Source organism: Legionella nigrisilvae (genome assembly GCF_977063395.2).
On record NZ_CDRUGZ020000021.1, the window covers coordinates 122,701 to 140,566 of the forward strand.

Here is a 17,866-nt window from a genome sequence, read left to right on the forward strand (position 1 = left end):
TGTAGCCTGTATGCAGCGTATCGAAACCCGGATAACGCGTTTCAAGTTCAAAATTCAAGTTACGGCACAAGTACTTGCTACCCAATAAAGATTAATTAATAATAAGTTACTTTCCGGATAAGGAGCAATCGGTGATGTTATTCATATTTTTGGTAGTTCTTGCCTATTTAATGGGATCTATCTGTTCGGCGGTGATTGTTTGCAGGGCTTGCTCCTTACCTGATCCACGTACAGAGGGTTCAAAAAATCCCGGTGCCACCAATGTATTACGCATTGCCGGAAAACAATATGCGGCTTTGGTTATGGTGGCCGACCTTCTCAAAGGTACTATTCCAGTACTCATTGCCAAACTCTTAGGTGCTGACCCAGTAACCATTGGATTTACCGCTCTAGCTGCTGTTATTGGTCATATGTACCCTGTTTTCTTTGACTTCAAAGGAGGAAAAGGAGTTGCAACAGCAATTGGCGCACTCTTAGGCTTCCAGTTTTTGGTGGGTATTTCAGTGGCAGCAACGTGGTTGCTGGTTGCCAAATTTTCACGCTATTCCTCTTTAGCATCCATAACTGCAGTTGGTTTCGCTCCATTTTATTCCCTACTGTTGATTCAACGCCTGGATATTTTTCCCCCCATTTTCATTATGGCGCTCTTAATTCTTTACAAGCATAAAGAGAATATTATTCGTCTTATTGATAAGAAAGAACCGAAAATAAAATTGAAAAATGATGTTCTGGACAGCATGATGGAGGGCAAAACGGAGCCCGCCCCTACCTCCACCAAAAATGAAACCATACCTACAGAGACAGTCATTGAAGTAGAAGAGGTTATTATCACTGAAACTGTGGTGACTAAACCTAAAGTAAAAAAAACAACTTCTAAAAAAACTGAGGAACCTGAAAAGAAAACCAAAGCGGCTAAAAAATCCGCCCCTGTAAAACCTAAAATAAAGAAAGAAAAGAAAGAAAAGAAAGAATAACTAATTTATCGAAAGGCGTTGTATTTCAGCAATTACCACAAGTTTAGTTGCTTTAACCTAGAAATTTTCTTTAATTTTTAGCCAAACTATATGGGTATAGATTCTGTACCCATATCTATAATTAATATACGGCTAACCCCCGCCCTTTTATTAGTTAGAATAGAACATTCATTTAGTTAATAAATCAAACTCAAGAAAGAAAGCAACAACATGTACATTAGTTTTTCACTTGTGTATAATAACACCCATTAAGTTCAAATTTTGTGGTGACTTATGGCATATAAAGATCAAAACTATGTGTTCGAAAAGAACCCGAAGGAAGAGTATTATTCTTTTGATACAACAACAGCCAGCCCTTTTCATGAGTTTGAAATAAAACCAAGATCTGAAACTATAGATTGGTCCAGATTTACCGAGCACGCCTCAATTACAATTGACGGTATGAGCTTAGAGCAGTTACTCAAAAACGACCGAAAATTTGCAAAATATAATGATGGAAGTTATTTTACTTCAAAGAAAGAACTAAGAGATTTTTTTGAGAAGCATCTTGTATGTCGTATGCCTGAGCAAGAGCGAGAGGATGCTCTTCACCAAGTAATGATTCTCTTGAGCGAAGGAGGGCTTCGCCCCGCCACTACCGCTGCCGATCGAGCTTTCGGTGTTATTAATAAAAAAGGAACTGTTGGAACAACATTTTTCAACAACCCTGAGCATCAAGAAAGTAAACCTCAAATCACAGTGCCCGCAATAGATCCAGATACGATATCCGACCCTGTTTGCCAAAAAAGAGCGCTCAATTTCATTACCACTGAAAAAGGATTCATTCTCCAAGAAGTAGTAACTCAAAAAGCTTTATTTGTAATTGGGGGGGCAGAGCGATTTAAAATTTCTCCGGATGACCCAAACGGTGAAAAGCCATACGTTTATCAAGCGTTGATGACTATAAATGTCGATTTAAGAGCACATGAAGATAAAGTATCAGCGAAAGCAACCGTAACCAATTGCGGAATTAATTATGGCAGCGCACAAGCAAAAAAACTATTAGACACTAGAGGTTGGTGGGCACTATTTATTGATGCTGCAAGAAAACTCTTTCATATGGAATCTAGCAAAATTAGAGATCTCTCCCAGGGCCTAGGTGACGAGGGTGAGAGTATTGAGAAACAAGAGATCTCATCTTATTTTTCCTGTCCATATTAATATAGTTCGACTCATTAACACACGTGGTATTCAATAAATTATTATTATTTGATACCACTTCTTCTCTCTCCTAATTTACATTAGGTTAGACCAGGACAATATCAAGCTAAAGGCCATCTTGCTCTTACATCAACACCCAGACTTGAATCTTTTTCTCCACGTAACATCCGCAAACATCCCGCATAAGCAATCATAGCGCCATTATCGGTACAATATTCTAAAGCCGGAAAATAAATCATACCCCCAATGCTCTCAATCCATTCACGCAAGCCCAAGCGTAAGGCTTTATTTGCACCGACTCCCCCAGCAACCACTAATCGTTTGCATCCCGACTCCTGGACGGCTCGTTTGCATTTAATCATTAGGGTATCAACCACTGCTTGCTGAAATGCTTTGGCAATCTCAGCACAGGCACGCTCATCTTTAGTACTTTGGTTCCAGGTATTTAATGCAAAGGTTTTTAAGCCACTGAAACTAAAATCAAGACCAGGCCTGTCCGTCATTGGACGCGGAAATCGATAAGGAGTGGATTCGCATTGATCCGCCAAAGCGGCAAGTACCGGCCCTCCTGGATAAGGTATTCCCATCAGTTTGGCCGTTTTATCAAAAGCTTCGCCCACAGCATCATCTAAAGTATCGCCGAGGATTCGATAATCCCCCAACTCCTTGACTTCAACCAATTGACAATGACCGCCAGAAACTAAAAGGGCAATAAAGGGAAATTCGAGGGAAGGCGTTTCCATTTTGGCGGCCAAGAGATGGGCTTCTAAATGATGAATGGCTAAAGCAGGAATGTGTAAGGCATAAGCCAGACTTTTGGCAAAACAGGATCCAACTAATAATGCGCCAATTAAACCCGGACCCGCAGTATAAGCAACTCCATCCAGTGCTTTTTTATCTAGCCCTGCTTGTTGTAATACTTTATCAAGCAAAGGCACCAAATAATTAATATGATCACGTGAAGCCAGCTCTGGAACTACCCCGCCATGCACACGATGAGTATCGATTTGCGAATGCAAGGCATGCGCTAATAAACCTGCCTCTGAATCGTAAATCGCTACTCCGGTTTCATCACAGGAGGATTCAATACCTAAAACCAACATAAATTAGAGCCTGATAAAAAAATTCAACCATTGTATCACATATTTAAGCACCGTTTCGACGAAACAATCCCTCTTTCCCCTCAGTTTCAAAAGAGCTCTAAATGAGTTAAAAATAAAATTTATCTACTTAAAACTTGACGAGTGCTTCAACTAGCACTAGAATTGCCCACCTATTAAGATCAAATAACCAGAGGACTAGTTTAATGCCTACCGTTCGCGTCAAAGAAGGCGAAAATCCAGAATATGCATTGCGCCGTTTCAAGCGCTCTTGTGAAAAAGCCGGTATTTTAACCGAATTACGCCGTCGTGAATTTTATGAAAAACCAACTGCTGAGCGTAAACGCAAACAAGCAGCTGCGGTAAAACGTCATCTGAAGAAAATTTCTCGTGATATGACAGCAAAACAACAAGGCGGAAAACGCCGACGTAAATAGGATTCTCTGTCCTGTATTTTTTACTAAGGCCACATATACAGCGCATAGTCACAAATAATTATGATTATGATGTCGTATCTAGTGGCCTTTAGCTTTTCAAAATATATAAAAATCTTGAGAAACGGTTCGGTCAGAAAGCCGTTCCAGAATTAGGGCGAGCTGCTCGTTAGATTTTAAGGAATAACAAATGACAATTAAAGAACGTCTCAATAACGATGTCAAAGATGCAATGCGGGCTAAGGATAAAGAGCTTTTATCTACACTTCGTTTAATTACTGCAGCAGTAAAGCAAGTCGAAGTGGACGAGCGCATTGAAGTGGATGATGAGCGTATGTTGGTAATTCTGGATAAAATGAGCAAACAACGCAAAGAATCTATAGCGCAATACGAAAAAGCGAATCGTAATGATTTAGTTGCCCAAGAACAATTTGAATTGGATATTATTAAAAAATACTTACCAGAGCCTTTATCTGAAGCAGAAATTAAACAAATGGTTCAAGATGCTATTGCTTCAACTGGAGCTGAAAAAATGGCTGACATGGGTAAAGTAATGGCAATCTTAAAGCCTAGCTTGCAAGGACGTGCTGATATGGCTCAAGTTAGTGCCATGATTAAGGCTCAATTAAGCTAAGGAGCAACATGTCTGGCTTAATCCCGCAGCCATTCATTGATGATCTCCTCCACCGAACGGATCTGGTTGAACTAATTGACAGCTATGTTCCCTTGAAAAAAAGAGGGAACAGTCATATTGCTTGCTGTCCTTTTCATAACGAAAAATCCCCTTCGTTTAACGTTGTTGCTAAAAAACAGTTTTATCACTGCTTTGGCTGTGGTGCATCAGGCAATGCGATCAGCTTTGTCATGAATTACCTTAATCAGGGATTTGTTGATGCAGTTGAAACTCTAGCTACCCGCGTGGGTTTAACTATTCCTCGAGACAAACAAAACGAGAAAAATAATTCCTCTCAGGATCTTTATAAACTCCTGGCGAATGTCAGTCTTTATTATCAAAAAAAATTAAAACATGAAGGGCAACCGGCAATTGATTATTTACGAGGAAGAGGTTTAAGCGGAGAAATTGCAAAGCTGTACCAGTTAGGTTATGCAAGCGAAGGTTGGCATAACCTCGAAAAAGCGTTTCCTCGCAATCAACGCGAACTTCTGACTACTGGGATGTTGATTAAAAACGATGATGGAAAAATCTATGATCGGTATCGTAACCGGATCATGTTCCCCATTCATGACCGCCATGGGCGAATTATAGGCTTTGGCGGACGCGTCCTCGACAAGGACCAAAAACCCAAATACCTCAATTCTCCTGAAACGGTGATTTTTCAAAAAAGCAGGGAATTATATGGCTTGCATCAAATTCTAAGCCAGCAAAAGACCATTGAATACATCATTGTGGTTGAAGGCTATATGGATGTGATTGCTTTAGCCCAACACGGAATTATGAATGCAGTAGCCACCTTAGGCACAGCAACCAGTACTTATCATATTCAGCTGCTGGCCAAACACACCAAATCACTGATTTTTTGTTTTGATGGGGATAATGCAGGAAGACAAGCCGCATGGCGCGCGCTAGAAAGTAGCTTGCCTCACTTGAACTTAGGGCTCGATGCCAGTTTTATGTTTTTGCCAGATAGTCAGGATCCGGACAGCTTGGTTCGCCAGGAAGGCAAAGAAAATTTTTTAAATCGTATCAAGCAAGCCACCCCATTACATCGTTTTCTTTTTGACAGCTTAGCCAAAGATCTCAATCTACTTCGCCCCTCAGGAAAAACGCAACTCATTAATTTGGCCAAGCCGTTCTTACAAAAGATGGATGAAGGGTCATACAAACAATTGCTCATTGAAGATTTGGCACGTTTAACCCATATCGAAACGCATCGACTGAATCAATTAATTACTGAGGAGTCTAAATCCCCTCAACAGGAACAGGTGATGACTATTGCGCGTACGCCGATGCGTATCGCGGTGGCATTGCTACTCCAACATCCAGAAATTTATGCTCAGATTAAACCCAAAATCAACCTTGAGCTTTTCGATCCGCAAGAACATGAGATCCTCTTGCAGGTGTTACAGCAATTGGCAAACAATCCCCAGGCGACTACCGCAACCCTTATTGAATCCTGGCGTAATCATCCTTACTTTGACTCAATGAACAAGCTAGCAGCTTGGGAACATCTGGTTCCAGAACCAGAATTAGTTAAAGAATTTATCGATATTATGCTTTTTTTACAAAAGCAAAATCGCGAATTAACCATACGTCAGTTAATTAATAAATCACGTCAGCAAGGATTGAGTGAAATAGAACGAATAAAATTACAAGAAATGTTAAAAGAACGCCATATTTGAAGTGGTATTTAGCTTGAATAAGTTTATTGATTTGCAATTGGTATTAACCCCAACTCTTGGAGTTGTTCATAATGTGCTAAAATCTTGTAAAGAAGGTGTTCAGAAAAAAGCGATGAAAAACTACTGGTATGTTGCAGTATCAAGGTTTATAATTGTAAGGTTTTGTAACCCTAAAGAAGCAATCTAAATCCAATTAGTGTTATAGATACTGTAGATTCCATTGTTTTTTAGGAAATATCCAATTGTCCCTAGAGAAGTGCCTATGACCATGAATGATCAAGAACAGCAAAGCTCACAGATAACCAAAGTCATCAGCCTAGGCAAGGAGCAAGGTTATTTGACTTACAGTCAAATCAATGACTTGCTGCCTAATATCGTCGATACAGAACATTTTGATGTAATTATCAGCATGCTTGAAGGCATGAACATCAAAGTCTTTGAATTGCCGCCCGGTGATGATGAATTGGCACTTCTGCTGAATACTGAAGAAGTACCTGATATCGAAGAAGCCGCAATGGTGCTGGCCTCTGTCGACAAAGAAACGGGTCGTACTACCGATCCAGTTCGTATGTACATGCGTGAAATGGGCACCGTCGAGCTGTTGACCCGTGAAGGTGAAATCCGCATTGCGAAACGCATTGAAGAAGGTATTTATCAAGTCCTTAAGTCTTTAGCTCATTACCCAGAAACAGTCCAGTTAGTGCTTGACGATTACGATCGTTTCAATGCTCAAGAAATTCGTTTGAATGAAATTATCAGTGGTTTCTCTGATGTTGAAGATGAAATAGCTCCTGCTTCGAGTATTGGCTCTATGCTTGATGAAGAGCAAGTGAGTGAATTACTGCTGTCTGATGAAGAAGATGAAGAAGGCGAAGGTGGCGGTTTGGGAGAAGTCGATGATGGTCCAAACCCAGAGCAAGCTAAAATTTATTTTGATGAATTACGTGAAACTTATGAAGTTGCTGCCGCTGCTTTAAAAGAATTTGGCAGAGAACATGCTAAAAGCGAAAAAGCATTGGAATCCATGTCTGAGTCATTCTTAAAGCTCAAGCTAACGTCAAGACAGGTAGATCGCTTAACACGTCATTTCCGTCAGTTGCGTAACCACATTCGAGAATTTGAGCGCAGCATTATGCGTCTTTGCATAGAAAAAGCGCGTATTCCACGAAAACTATTTATTGATACATTTCCAGGTCAGGAAACCGATATGGAATGGCTCAATTCCATTATCAGCAAACACGGCAAAAAACTTGATATGGTCCGTATCGAGGAATATACCGAGGAAATTTTGCGCATCCAATCTCGATTGGTCGCGTTCGAAATCGAATACGGCTTAACTATTGGTGAAATTAAAGACATCAATCGTAAAATGTCGATTGGCGAAGCCAAAGCACGACGCGCCAAAAAAGAAATGGTTGAAGCAAACTTACGTTTGGTAATTTCCATTGCTAAAAAATACACCAATCGTGGCTTGCAATTCCTTGATTTAATTCAAGAAGGCAACATCGGTTTGATGAAAGCAGTAGATAAATTTGAATACCGCCGAGGGTACAAATTCTCTACTTATGCAACATGGTGGATTAGACAGGCAATTACTCGTTCGATTGCCGATCAGGCCCGTACCATCCGTATTCCGGTACACATGATCGAAACGATTAACAAGCTGAACCGTATTTCCCGACAAATTCTGCAGGAAACTGGCCGTGAAGCCACACCTGAAGAATTGGCTGAAAAAATGGAATTAAGCGAAGACAAGATTCGTAAAGTGTTAAAAATTGCCAAAGAACCTATTTCCATGGAAACCCCAGTCGGTGACGATGATGATTCGCACTTAGGTGATTTTATTGAAGACAATAACATCGAATCGCCAATCGACATGGCAACTGCCGAAGGTCTGCGTGAAGCCACTTTAGAAATCTTGGAAACTTTAACGCCAAGAGAAGCTAAAGTACTCCGCATGCGTTTTGGTATTGAAATGAATACCGACCATACTTTGGAAGAAGTAGGCAAACAATTTGACGTAACCCGCGAGCGGATTCGTCAGATCGAAGCCAAAGCGCTCCGCAAACTACGCCACCCATCTCGTTCAGAAAAGCTGAGAAGCTTCTTAGAAGGCGATGAAGGTTAGTGATCCAAATTAAGGGGAAGGAAAAAGGAATTTGTGATACCTCTTTCCCTTCCCTCCCCTCTCCCTAATGGGAGAGGAAAAACACTCTAAAAAAATCACAAAAAAAACTAGAACATTAAGCAAATTAAGTTTAAAATGACCCCCTCTCCGGGCCCATAGCTCAGTTGGTCAGAGCAGCGGACTCATAATCCGTTGGTCCTAGGTTCAAGTCCTAGTGGGCCCACCAATAAAATCAAGTAGTTACAGTGGTTTTTAGAAAGTTATAAAAAGTCATGTAGACGCAATGTAGACAGAATAATTGAAGAATTCACCTTAACAACATTTGAGATGTAACCTCAATAACTTGCTTAAGTTCAAACTCTTGTACTATTGTTATATATAGTATTTTAAATATGGGTAAAAAGAACCAATACTTAAAATTAATTTAGGATATTCAATGGCAAATGTTTTTGATGTAGCAAAGTACATTCTCGAGCAAACCGGTAGTTTGACTACCATGAAATTGCAAAAACTTGTCTATTATTCACAAGCATGGCATGCAACTTGGGATGACAAACGATTATTTCCTGAACGTATAGAGGCTTGGATCAACGGTCCAATTTGCCCATCTCTCTTTTTTCCTTTCCAGGGACGTTTTGAAATATCAAAAATTGATATTGAAGATGGTAATAGCACTAACCTTACTAAAGATGAAAAAGAAAGTATAGATAGTGTTATTCATTACTATGGAGACAAGAACTCTCAATGGTTAAGTGATTTAACACATGCTGAAGAGCCATGGAGGAAAGCGAGAGAAGGATTAGCTCCAAATGAACGAGGAAATCAGGAAATTACAATAGGTAGTATGACCAATTATTATGCAAATATTCCGAGCGAATAATATGTCTGGAAATAAGAAAAAACAAGTAAACCAAAATATTAAAATAACACCCACTAAAAAACCTTCAAGACTAAATCTCTCAAATGATGACACAGGTCAAGTAGTATGGAGTTTTGCTTTAGCTGATAATGATGGGGCATGGAGTTTTAAAAAACTAAACGATACTCAGCTCCACGATCTAATTTTTAATGAATTGGTCTTGAAAGAGCACTTGAGCTGGAATGATTTACAAAGTGCCAAGAGCCACCACGTAGAAAGTTATAAACTAATAAAAGAAGCCCAAGATCGTTTAAGATCTCTTAATATGGATGATGTAAACGAGCTTTTCTCCTTAAGGTTAAATGGACTCAAGCGAATATGGGGAATTCGGCAAGAAAATGTTTTAAGAGTTATCTGGTGGGACCCTAAACATGAAATCTGCCCTTCTCAAAAAAAACATACTTAAATAAGTTGAATCACGTTTAATTTTGACTAACTATTTTCTTAAATAAAAATATTGTAGCTGTAGACACCCTAATATTCACTTTAGTTGAAGTCCTTCTCTAGTCTATCCGTTACGTAACTTTTGGTAACAGATTACCTTGATTCAATAGCGCTTTTTTTAACAATCTTTACCGCCTGAGGATCTAAAATAAGTTCTTTCTTAAACAAGGGATTTTTATCAAAATAATTTATCATTTTTATGATTGTTCTTGCCAATGCTAATGCTGCTTCTGAATTAACTTTATATATATTTGTTAATTTATCTTCTCGTTGAGAATCACAATATGCTGACTGAATTAAATTTCCTTTATATTTTAGGTAATATGCAAAATCTTTGTTTTTGGCTATCTCAATATCCGGGTTATTATTTCGCTTCACTAAAATAAAAATATTGTCATATCCGTCATCTATAATCCTACCAAAAGTTTTAATCCTCTTATAGATACTTAACAACCAAATCGTTTGCTCAGAAGTAAGATTCTTAGAAATAAGAGAATTATCCAAAATAAGCTCAATTTCTTGAATATATTTATCCCAAGATATAAAAATATCAAATCCTAAAAACTCTTTATTTAAAATAATTTCTTCCAATATAGTTTCAGTGTAATCGCTCATTTTTTTGAAATCTTTCAATTCTGTTGGTTTCAGATTATCTAAATAGATAAGACGTTGTAATCTATGAAGCATATCCATAATGACCCTGCCAGATTTGAAGTTCACATAATCGTGAATTTCTTTACTTAATTTTTTGTTTGAAAAATATTGAACCGATTCAAAAATAAAAATAACAAATAGTATAGAAAATGATGTTGAGCTAATACCTATGAACAAATCTTTATAATTAGGATATAAATTAGATATCCAAATAAATAAAAAACCAATGATAATTACAGTCAGATAAGGCAAAGATTTTAAGAAGAATTTGCATAATCTATTGTATATCTTTATAAATATATCCATACCAAGCACCTTTATCCTCAATTCCATAATTATAGAATATTTAAAATATTAATTGCGCCACTGCAGAGCGTGCATAGTCGAGATTACGCAACTCCTTCTAAACACTCAAACATGCTCTATCAATCCCTTTTTTATACATCGATAGATACGGTCTAATAATTGGAATTAACGATATTATTTCTTTGGTTAAAGCCCTGCTTTTCTTTTAAAGAGTAAAAGGGGCGATTTATAAGACCTTAACAAAATCAAATATCTAGATTCTGCTATATTTTTCATAATGGGAGCATGAAATAGGTTAATAATATGAGTCAAAATTTAGACCAATCCTTATCAGATATGTCAGAAGAAGAACAAATATCGTACATGGAAGACTGGTTTCGTGATAATTATGAAGATCCTGCTCAAGAATGCCCCTATGCAGAGGGCGAGTATATCTATATCTATGGTGGGCCTTATGACGCTTATGAAGAACTTGAAGGGCAATTTTCAGACGAAGTACCAGAGAGACTTATTACTCAGCTAGCGGATAAGTTGTCATTGGAGTGTTATAATTGGTCAGGAAAAGAAGTTTCTTCAAAGATTTTCGATTATATAGAACCTAACCCTGAATACTATGAGGATTTCATAAATAACTTAAATATGATAGAAAAAATCGCGGATTTGCAATTTGACAATGATGTTCGATTGCATACTTTAAAACTACTATATATAAATGTTATCACTACCCTAGAAACTTACCTTTCAGAGGCTTTTACTACACTCATTAATTCTAATCCAATATATAAAAGACAGTTTCTAGAAAAAAATAAAGATTTTAATGAGCGTAAATTCCCTATATCAAATATATATAAGCAATATGAAGCAATAGATGATTATATAAAACAATACTTATCTGACCTTCTTTGGCACAGATTAGAAAAAATTGAAAAGCTCTATTTGGCGGCATTTAATTTACACTTTTTAGACAATAAGCAGCCTATATTATATGCAATACATATGAGGCACGATCTTGTCCATCGAGGCGGAAAAGATAAAGATAGGAATATATTAGTTATAACTAAAAATGATGTCATTGACTTGACAAAAAGTGTGCGTTTATTTGGGATCCATCTCTATTCACAATTAACAAGTCTCAATCAATCCAATTGATAAAACTGTTTTTTTGAATTAAAGAGACGCCAAATAAAATGAGAACAAATAAAAACTCATTAATTCGAAAAGCTAAAAGGATGTAAAGTTGAATCCCCCGAGGTAGATTGATTAAAATTTTATCTTCACGAAAATACATACACACAAACATGTTTTCCAATGTCTCAGGGACAAAAGGGACATTTGGGGCAGGCACGTCACTACTAGGTTTTAGCCGTCCCCACCCTGTGCCATGGAGGTGGCATGTGGGACTTATTGAAACCTATACCCACGAATAAAAATTCATTCAATTATAATAATTCCTTTAAATTGGGTTTTGAATTAAAGGTAAATGAAGGCATAGCGGTTGGCTTTTTCTCTTTGTCCTGATTTAAGGTCAGTCCCTTCGGTTGCTGATCGTCGGTATCCTTTTTTGAATACCCGGATTTTTGGCCATTCAGGTACTTCAATACGTATGCCGGAACGTATTGTAAGTTGCGGTGAAGCTCCCCTCATCCTTAAGCGTTTCCCATATGACAGTTATCGACCACCCTTTTTCCAATGCTTCAGAAATATCTTCGCGCGCATCAATAGGGTCAGGCCTTGAATTGTGAATTGTACCGGTTTTTTATTGGCACGTGGTTGTAATTCAAAATTCAAGGCCTGACCCCACGGGTCTGACCCGTATAGGTTGGATAGATATAACCCGTTTTACTTTCTGCTGGCATACAAACTCACTAAATTTTATTCCGGCTTCCTCGCCCCATTAACTCATAAACAAAATCAGATATAAGCAGGGGGTGGATTTCGTGGTTCTTAGTATCTTGCAAGGTAATGGGTTTTGGGTTTGAGCTCAATATCTCCCAGCGACGCAAAGAGCTAATTCATTTTTCTCAATGCCGTGGGATAAGTGTAATAAAAAATAAAATCTCGGAATAAGCTGAACTTGAAGAAATAATTACTGGGGCAATTGGGACATCCGAGACACATTGTAAATACTGAAGTTTATATGTCGCAACTTGTCCCAAACCATTTTAAAATTTGGGACACTATTTAAAACGAGGATCTTCACTGATACGACTTGGCCCCTCATAAGTAGGCTCTGGTTGATAGAAGAAAGCATTTTGATTCATTTTTTTTCCTTCAGTTCCAAAGAATAATTTACGTTCATCTGCTTCCCATTGTTTAAAACAACCCCACTTAGATTCATATTCTTTCATCTTTTGCTCAGATATTTTTGGAAACTCTACTTTATAAAACATTCATATCTCCAATTATGCTAAAAATCAAAATCATACCATAATGGACAATAATCAATCAAATACAGTGAGCCCTCAGTTAATAATGAATTTTCTCTGTCCCAACTATTTTATTCATTATTCCGTATCTTGCGCGAAGAAACATACAGCCTGGCGTGCCAACTCCCGGTATTCTTATGGCTAGGATTGCCATCTTTGCCAGCTCTTAGCCAGCCCGCTTTGAGTTGCTTTTGCATTCTTTTCTTCAAGCGAATTTGCAAAGTAGCACTTAATTCATTGTAATATTGATAATATTTTCTGTGATTTTTATATTCTCAATTAGGTGATGGAATATAACTACGCTTGTAAAAACTCTCTTTATCTTTAATTTTAGGCTCACGAATAATAATGCTTTTCATACAGTTAACTGATCTCTTCTCTTTTGAGACAAAATACATCAACCAAAACATTTTTGAAATTCGTTTGTTTCATCAATTGCATGCCAACCTTTTTTGCAACACGCTTCGAAGCCTCATTTTTATGGTTAATAATCGAAATCAACATAGGAATCCCAAGCACATTAAAAGCGTAATCTCTAACCGCCACAGCAGCTTCTGTTGCAATACCTTTTCCCCAGTATGCTTCATCTAAACGGTAGCCCAATTCAATATATTCGCTCTCATCGACTGCTTGATGAATAAAGCCACAAAAACCAATAAGTTCATCGGTTTCCTTCATAACAAGCCCCATCAAACCGTATTTTTGTTTTTTATACAATTCAATCCACTCGGGTATTTTTTCCGCAATAACATCGCGACTAACAGGTTTGCCATCACCAATATAACGCATCACATTTGGATTTGCGCAAATTTCAGCAAATCGCTCAATATCTTCGATGCAAAAAGGTCTTAAGAAAATTCGCTCTGTCTCAATAATTCGATTCATTTTTACACCTTATTAATTTGATATTTATCTCTCAATATCGCTAGCCTATATTCTCCTATTTTCTTAAATCCAATTGAAAAATATGCGCGTTCTGCTGCCAGATTATTTGTGAATAGTATCGCTTGCTTCACCCCATTTTTTTGTGCCTCCAACAAGCATAAAGCAACGACGGCTCTAGCATAACCGTGATTACGATATTCAACAGGCGTCCAAACAGGTCCTATTTGCACAATATCTGGTAATGAGGCATTAAACCCGCATAAAGAAAGTGGTAATCCATCATCCTCTAAGATCCACAGATCATCACGATTAGAGGCTTCTTTTATTGCATTATTTATTGATTCTACATCAGATAGGTTGCTTAAATCGGCACCTAAAGCTTCAACGTGGTAATCAGTTAACCATCTTTTTAAAATATCTGGAGCACAGTACTTTGCTTTTTTTAATTGATAAACAGAATCGGGCACCTTCATTTCTGATACTAACAACTGATACAAGCCATCCGTTGCGTTTAAAGCAAAAGATGACGAATTAATCTCCAGCAAATCAATCACAATTTTAGCTTGCCTTTCATCTCCTAAGATCCCACAAATAGGTCTAGAGCAATGCGATTTAAAATAATGGAATAACTTCTTTAATGCAGTTAGATCTGGGCACTGCATCATAATATTTCCATTCCAATAATGAGCTATAACGCCTTGAATCTCACCCAAAGAATTGCAGCACGAAAAATACTCCCCGTGATATGGGGTATTACTTTTATATTCTATACCTGAATTACGTAAATTCGAGCGTAAAAACATTGAGGTTTCTGGATAGCGACTAAGAAATGATTCTAATTCAGACTCATCCTCAAAAGACAATTTTTTAAAAAAATTCATTGTGTTCTCTATAAGCTAAATATTTCTAATTCTATAAAGACAACATGCCACATTTTGGCATAACCAGAACTGAAGCAACATGTTCGACCGAAGCAAATGCAATAATATAATCCGTTCGAATGTTCTCCTTAGCCAACCCTATAAGAAACATCACGCATCTGATGCATATCCTTTACCCCAAACCTTTTGTGAAGTAAATACCCAAACTTATAATACTGGCCTAAAGACAAAACAACGATGATGCAACCAACTCCAGCATTCTTAAATTTGATGTCGCCCTTTCACTTCTTTGGCATAAAACTCCCTTAATAATTTGATATTTGGATATTGTCTGTTTTGCTAACTTGCAAGGTGATGGTTTCGATTTTAAATCACAACTGGATGGCATGTGTGCAATCTCGTTTGCAATCATCTCCGCGGGTAATAGTTACCAATGGTTTATCCTGATAAGAAATGTTCGACTGAGGGTAAAGCATCATTAGTGAACTAGCTTATCCAACTCACTTGCTTTTGAAGTCTATACGGTATGATTTCGCCCAAATTGGATCCTCTTCGACCTATCAAGATAATTAGAAATCATACTGCGTTTATATTACGGTAATTCATAATCCGGCGCGCGATTTTTATAGATATTTAATAAGACCTGCTTCGATTGCTCAGACCATCCTGTTAAGCTATAGTTCAAATTTAAATTAAGGTGTGATGAAATGGCTAAGGATGGAAAAGATAGGAACGCAGCTGCTAAATGCCCAGTGATGCATGGTGGTATAACGGTGACAGGCGATTCGACCAGGGACTTTTGGCCCAATGCTTTGAACTTCGATATATTGAATCAGCATGATAGCAAGACTAATCCAATGGGAAAGGAGTTCAACTACCGTGAAGAAGTCAAAAAACTTGATTTTGCGGCACTTAAAAACGATTTGCATGCTTTAATGACCGACAGTCAGGCATGGTGGCCTGCTGATTGGGGACATTATGGCGGTTTGATGGTTCGTCTGTCCTGGCATGCTGCTGGTTCATATCGTGTGGCCGATGGTCGTGGTGGTGCTGGTACAGGTAATCAGCGTTTTGCGCCCTTGAATTCCTGGCCTGACAATGTGAACTTAGACAAGGCTCGCCGCTTGTTATGGCCGATTAAGAAAAAATATGGCAACAAGATTAGTTGGGCGGACTTGATTGCGTTGGCAGGTACCATCGCTTATGAATCAATGGGGCTTAAAACCTTTGGTTTTGGTTTTGGCCGCGAAGATATTTGGCATCCTGAAAAAGATGTTTATTGGGGCTCAGAAAAAGAATGGTTGGGCGCCACGCGTTACGATGACGACAGTCGTGAATCGCTGGAAAACCCGCTAGCCGCGGTACAAATGGGATTGATCTATGTGAACCCTGAGGGAGTGAATGGTCACCCTGATCCGCTTCACACAGCTCAGGATATCCGTGTGACCTTTGGACGCATGGCTATGAATGATGAGGAAACAGTCGCACTGACTGCTGGTGGTCATACTATTGGCAAATGTCATGGTAATGGCGACACAAACCTTTTAGGACCTGCTCCTGAAGCGGCGGATATTGAAGATCAGGGCCTTGGTTGGATTAACAAAACCAGTCGAGGCTTTGGTCGTAACACGGTTACGAGCGGTATTGAAGGTGCGTGGACGACCCATCCCACAAAGTGGGATAATGGCTATTTTTATATGCTTCTCAATTATGATTGGGAACAGAAGAAAAGCCCGGCCGGCGCCAACCAATGGGAGCCGATTAATATCAAGGAAGACGATAAGCCGGTGGATGTCGAAGACCCTTCCATCCGTTACAATCCCATCATGACCGATGCTGACATGGCAATGAAGATGGATCCCGTTTATCGCAAAATTGCTGAGCGATTTTACAAAGACCCTGAATATTTTGCAGAAGTTTTTGCGCGAGCCTGGTTCAAACTCACCCACCGAGACATGGGGCCAAAAGCACGCTACATTGGGCCTGATGTACCGAAGGAAGATTTGATTTGGCAGGATCCAGTACCTGTAGGTAAGAAAGATTATGATGTTGCTGCTGTCAAAGCCAAGATCACTTCCAGCAATCTGAGTATTAGTGAAATGGTTTCTACCGCATGGGATAGTGCGAGAACTTTCCGTGGTTCTGATATGCGAGGCGGTGCTAATGGAGCACGTATCCGACTGTTACCGCAAAAGAATTGGGAAGGTAATGAGCCGCAACGTCTTGCAAAAGTATTGCAGATTCTAGAGTCTATCGCCGCTGAGACAGGCGCCAGTGTGGCCGATGTGATTGTGCTTTCAGGTAATGTCGGAGTCGAGCAGGCTGCCAAAAAAGCTGGATTTGACATCACCGTTCCTTTCACTCCAGGACGTGGTGATGCGACTGACGAGATGACTGATGCTGCTTCTTTTGCTGTGCTAGAACCACTTTATGATGGTTATCGTAACTGGCTTAAAGAAGATTATGCTGTCAGTGCCGAAGAGCTTATGCTCGATCGCACCCAACTTATGGGACTGACTGCCCCAGAGATGACCGTTCTTGTTGGCGGCATGCGTGTGTTAGGGTCTAACCACGGCGGTACGAAGCATGGAGTGTTTACTGAACGTGAAGAAGTTCTAACAAATGACTTCTTTGTCAACCTGACCGATATGGCCAACACCTGGAATCCTATAAGCAATAATTTGTATGAAATTCGTGACCGTAAAACTGGAGCATTAAAGTGGACCGCCACTCGAGTGGATCTTGTTTTTGGTTCTAATTCAATTCTTCGCGCCTATGCGGAATTGTATGCTCAGGATGATAACAAAGAAAAATTCGTGCAGGACTTTGTTGCTGCCTGGGCGAAAGTTATGAATGCAGATCGTTTTGATTTGATATAGTGGTGCCACGATTTAATCGTGTCGGGAAATATACGAGTACTCTTTTATAGGTAGAAAAGAGTACTCGTATATCAATAAATCAATTAGTCACCCTATGAAAGCTGACTATGAGTGAAGCAATGCATTTTTTAGGAATTTATAATAAACAAATACCCGAAAAGTCAGAAAAACACAAAAGAAGAAATCGCTTTGCCTCTTACGATCTATTTGCGTTGATATTATCGTTTTTTAGCCTATTATAAAAATAATGCATATTAATTTAATAAAATAAATGT

General features: G+C 38.7%; 15 protein-coding genes, 1 tRNA gene and 1 pseudogene. 11 read left to right on the forward strand and 6 right to left on the reverse strand.

Translation table 11 applies throughout. The features are described from left to right. Positions 1-131: 131 nt before the first annotated feature. Positions 132-974, forward strand: coding sequence for a glycerol-3-phosphate 1-O-acyltransferase PlsY (gene plsY, locus ACWTE2_RS11775; RefSeq protein ID WP_454785472.1), 843 nt, complete (start codon positions 132-134; stop codon positions 972-974). Positions 975-1,247: 273 nt separating this feature from the next. Further along, positions 1,248-2,174, forward strand: coding sequence for a hypothetical protein (locus tag ACWTE2_RS11780; protein WP_454785473.1), 927 nt, complete (start codon positions 1,248-1,250; stop codon positions 2,172-2,174). Positions 2,175-2,275: 101 nt separating this feature from the next. Here ACWTE2_RS11780 and tsaD read toward each other — a convergent pair whose 3' ends face one another. After that, positions 2,276-3,277 (reverse strand): tRNA (adenosine(37)-N6)-threonylcarbamoyltransferase complex transferase subunit TsaD, encoded by a 1,002-nt coding sequence (gene tsaD / locus ACWTE2_RS11785; protein WP_454785474.1) that lies wholly within the window; start codon positions 3,275-3,277, stop codon positions 2,276-2,278. A gap of 203 nt (positions 3,278-3,480) precedes the next feature. Here tsaD and rpsU point away from each other — a divergent pair, with 203 nt between their 5' ends. The 7 genes from rpsU to ACWTE2_RS11820 all read left to right on the forward strand — a co-directional run bounded on the left by rpsU (position 3,481) and on the right by ACWTE2_RS11820 (position 9,522). Beyond that, positions 3,481-3,711 (forward strand): 30S ribosomal protein S21, encoded by a 231-nt coding sequence (rpsU, locus tag ACWTE2_RS11790; RefSeq protein ID WP_010652681.1) that lies wholly within the window; start codon positions 3,481-3,483, stop codon positions 3,709-3,711. Positions 3,712-3,898: 187 nt separating this feature from the next. Continuing rightward, positions 3,899-4,342 carry a GatB/YqeY domain-containing protein gene (locus ACWTE2_RS11795; RefSeq protein ID WP_454785475.1) on the forward strand — a complete coding sequence of 148 codons (444 nt, stop codon included), beginning with the start codon at positions 3,899-3,901 and terminating at the stop codon, positions 4,340-4,342. Between the two features lie 8 nt (positions 4,343-4,350). Further along, positions 4,351-6,069 carry a DNA primase gene (gene dnaG / locus ACWTE2_RS11800; RefSeq protein WP_454785476.1) on the forward strand — a complete coding sequence of 573 codons (1,719 nt, stop codon included), beginning with the start codon at positions 4,351-4,353 and terminating at the stop codon, positions 6,067-6,069. 262 nt (positions 6,070-6,331) lie between these two features. Then, positions 6,332-8,197: an RNA polymerase sigma factor RpoD gene (gene rpoD, locus ACWTE2_RS11805; RefSeq protein ID WP_182392626.1), complete on the forward strand. Its 1,866-nt coding sequence runs from the start codon at positions 6,332-6,334 to the stop codon at positions 8,195-8,197. A gap of 149 nt (positions 8,198-8,346) precedes the next feature. After that, positions 8,347-8,423: transfer RNA gene (locus ACWTE2_RS11810), tRNA-Ile, on the forward strand. A 210-nt stretch (positions 8,424-8,633) separates the two neighbouring features. After that, the gene (locus ACWTE2_RS11815; RefSeq protein WP_454785477.1) at positions 8,634-9,077 is read left to right on the forward strand and encodes a Panacea domain-containing protein; all 444 of its coding nucleotides are present in this window, start codon (positions 8,634-8,636) and stop codon (positions 9,075-9,077) included. A 1-nt stretch (position 9,078) separates the two neighbouring features. Beyond that, entirely contained in the window at positions 9,079-9,522 is a 444-nt protein-coding gene (locus ACWTE2_RS11820; RefSeq protein WP_454785478.1) for a hypothetical protein, read from the forward strand. Positions 9,523-9,653: 131 nt separating this feature from the next. Here ACWTE2_RS11820 and ACWTE2_RS11825 read toward each other — a convergent pair whose 3' ends face one another. Further along, entirely contained in the window at positions 9,654-10,520 is an 867-nt protein-coding gene (locus ACWTE2_RS11825) for a hypothetical protein (protein WP_454785479.1), read from the reverse strand. Between the two features lie 303 nt (positions 10,521-10,823). Between ACWTE2_RS11825 and ACWTE2_RS11830 the strand changes: the two genes are divergently transcribed. After that, positions 10,824-11,669 carry a hypothetical protein gene (locus ACWTE2_RS11830; protein ID WP_454785480.1) on the forward strand — a complete coding sequence of 282 codons (846 nt, stop codon included), beginning with the start codon at positions 10,824-10,826 and terminating at the stop codon, positions 11,667-11,669. A gap of 290 nt (positions 11,670-11,959) precedes the next feature. Here the strand turns inward: ACWTE2_RS11830 and ACWTE2_RS11835 are convergent. The 4 genes and pseudogenes from ACWTE2_RS11835 to ACWTE2_RS11850 form a co-directional block, all read right to left on the reverse strand. Next, positions 11,960-12,231 (reverse strand): annotated as a pseudogene (locus ACWTE2_RS11835) (TraK family protein); the annotation flags it as partial. A 466-nt stretch (positions 12,232-12,697) separates the two neighbouring features. After that, positions 12,698-12,910, reverse strand: coding sequence for a hypothetical protein (locus ACWTE2_RS11840; protein ID WP_454785481.1), 213 nt, complete (start codon positions 12,908-12,910; stop codon positions 12,698-12,700). Between the two features lie 399 nt (positions 12,911-13,309). Then, positions 13,310-13,831: a GNAT family N-acetyltransferase gene (locus ACWTE2_RS11845; RefSeq protein WP_454785482.1), complete on the reverse strand. Its 522-nt coding sequence runs from the start codon at positions 13,829-13,831 to the stop codon at positions 13,310-13,312. A 2-nt stretch (positions 13,832-13,833) separates the two neighbouring features. Continuing rightward, complete coding sequence (locus ACWTE2_RS11850) at positions 13,834-14,712, reverse strand: GNAT family N-acetyltransferase (RefSeq protein WP_454785483.1); 879 nt, start codon at positions 14,710-14,712, stop codon at positions 13,834-13,836. Between the two features lie 707 nt (positions 14,713-15,419). Here ACWTE2_RS11850 and katG point away from each other — a divergent pair. Next, positions 15,420-17,591 (forward strand): catalase/peroxidase HPI, encoded by a 2,172-nt coding sequence (katG, locus tag ACWTE2_RS11855; protein ID WP_454785484.1) that lies wholly within the window; start codon positions 15,420-15,422, stop codon positions 17,589-17,591. Positions 17,592-17,866: the final 275 nt, after the last annotated feature.

Coding starts and splice junctions, on each gene's coding strand:
- ACWTE2_RS11780 (WP_454785473.1), top strand. CDS start 1,248: ATGGCATATAAAGATCAAAACTATGTGTTCGAAAAGAACCCGAAGGAA.
- tsaD (WP_454785474.1), bottom strand. CDS start 3,277: ATGTTGGTTTTAGGTATTGAATCCTCCTGTGATGAAACCGGAGTAGCG.
- rpsU (WP_010652681.1), top strand. CDS start 3,481: ATGCCTACCGTTCGCGTCAAAGAAGGCGAAAATCCAGAATATGCATTG.
- ACWTE2_RS11795 (WP_454785475.1), top strand. CDS start 3,899: ATGACAATTAAAGAACGTCTCAATAACGATGTCAAAGATGCAATGCGG.
- dnaG (WP_454785476.1), top strand. CDS start 4,351: ATGTCTGGCTTAATCCCGCAGCCATTCATTGATGATCTCCTCCACCGA.
- rpoD (WP_182392626.1), top strand. CDS start 6,332: ATGACCATGAATGATCAAGAACAGCAAAGCTCACAGATAACCAAAGTC.
- ACWTE2_RS11815 (WP_454785477.1), top strand. CDS start 8,634: ATGGCAAATGTTTTTGATGTAGCAAAGTACATTCTCGAGCAAACCGGT.
- ACWTE2_RS11820 (WP_454785478.1), top strand. CDS start 9,079: ATGTCTGGAAATAAGAAAAAACAAGTAAACCAAAATATTAAAATAACA.
- ACWTE2_RS11825 (WP_454785479.1), bottom strand. CDS start 10,520: ATGGATATATTTATAAAGATATACAATAGATTATGCAAATTCTTCTTA.
- ACWTE2_RS11830 (WP_454785480.1), top strand. CDS start 10,824: ATGAGTCAAAATTTAGACCAATCCTTATCAGATATGTCAGAAGAAGAA.
- ACWTE2_RS11840 (WP_454785481.1), bottom strand. CDS start 12,910: ATGTTTTATAAAGTAGAGTTTCCAAAAATATCTGAGCAAAAGATGAAA.
- ACWTE2_RS11845 (WP_454785482.1), bottom strand. CDS start 13,831: ATGAATCGAATTATTGAGACAGAGCGAATTTTCTTAAGACCTTTTTGC.
- ACWTE2_RS11850 (WP_454785483.1), bottom strand. CDS start 14,712: ATGAATTTTTTTAAAAAATTGTCTTTTGAGGATGAGTCTGAATTAGAA.
- katG (WP_454785484.1), top strand. CDS start 15,420: ATGGCTAAGGATGGAAAAGATAGGAACGCAGCTGCTAAATGCCCAGTG.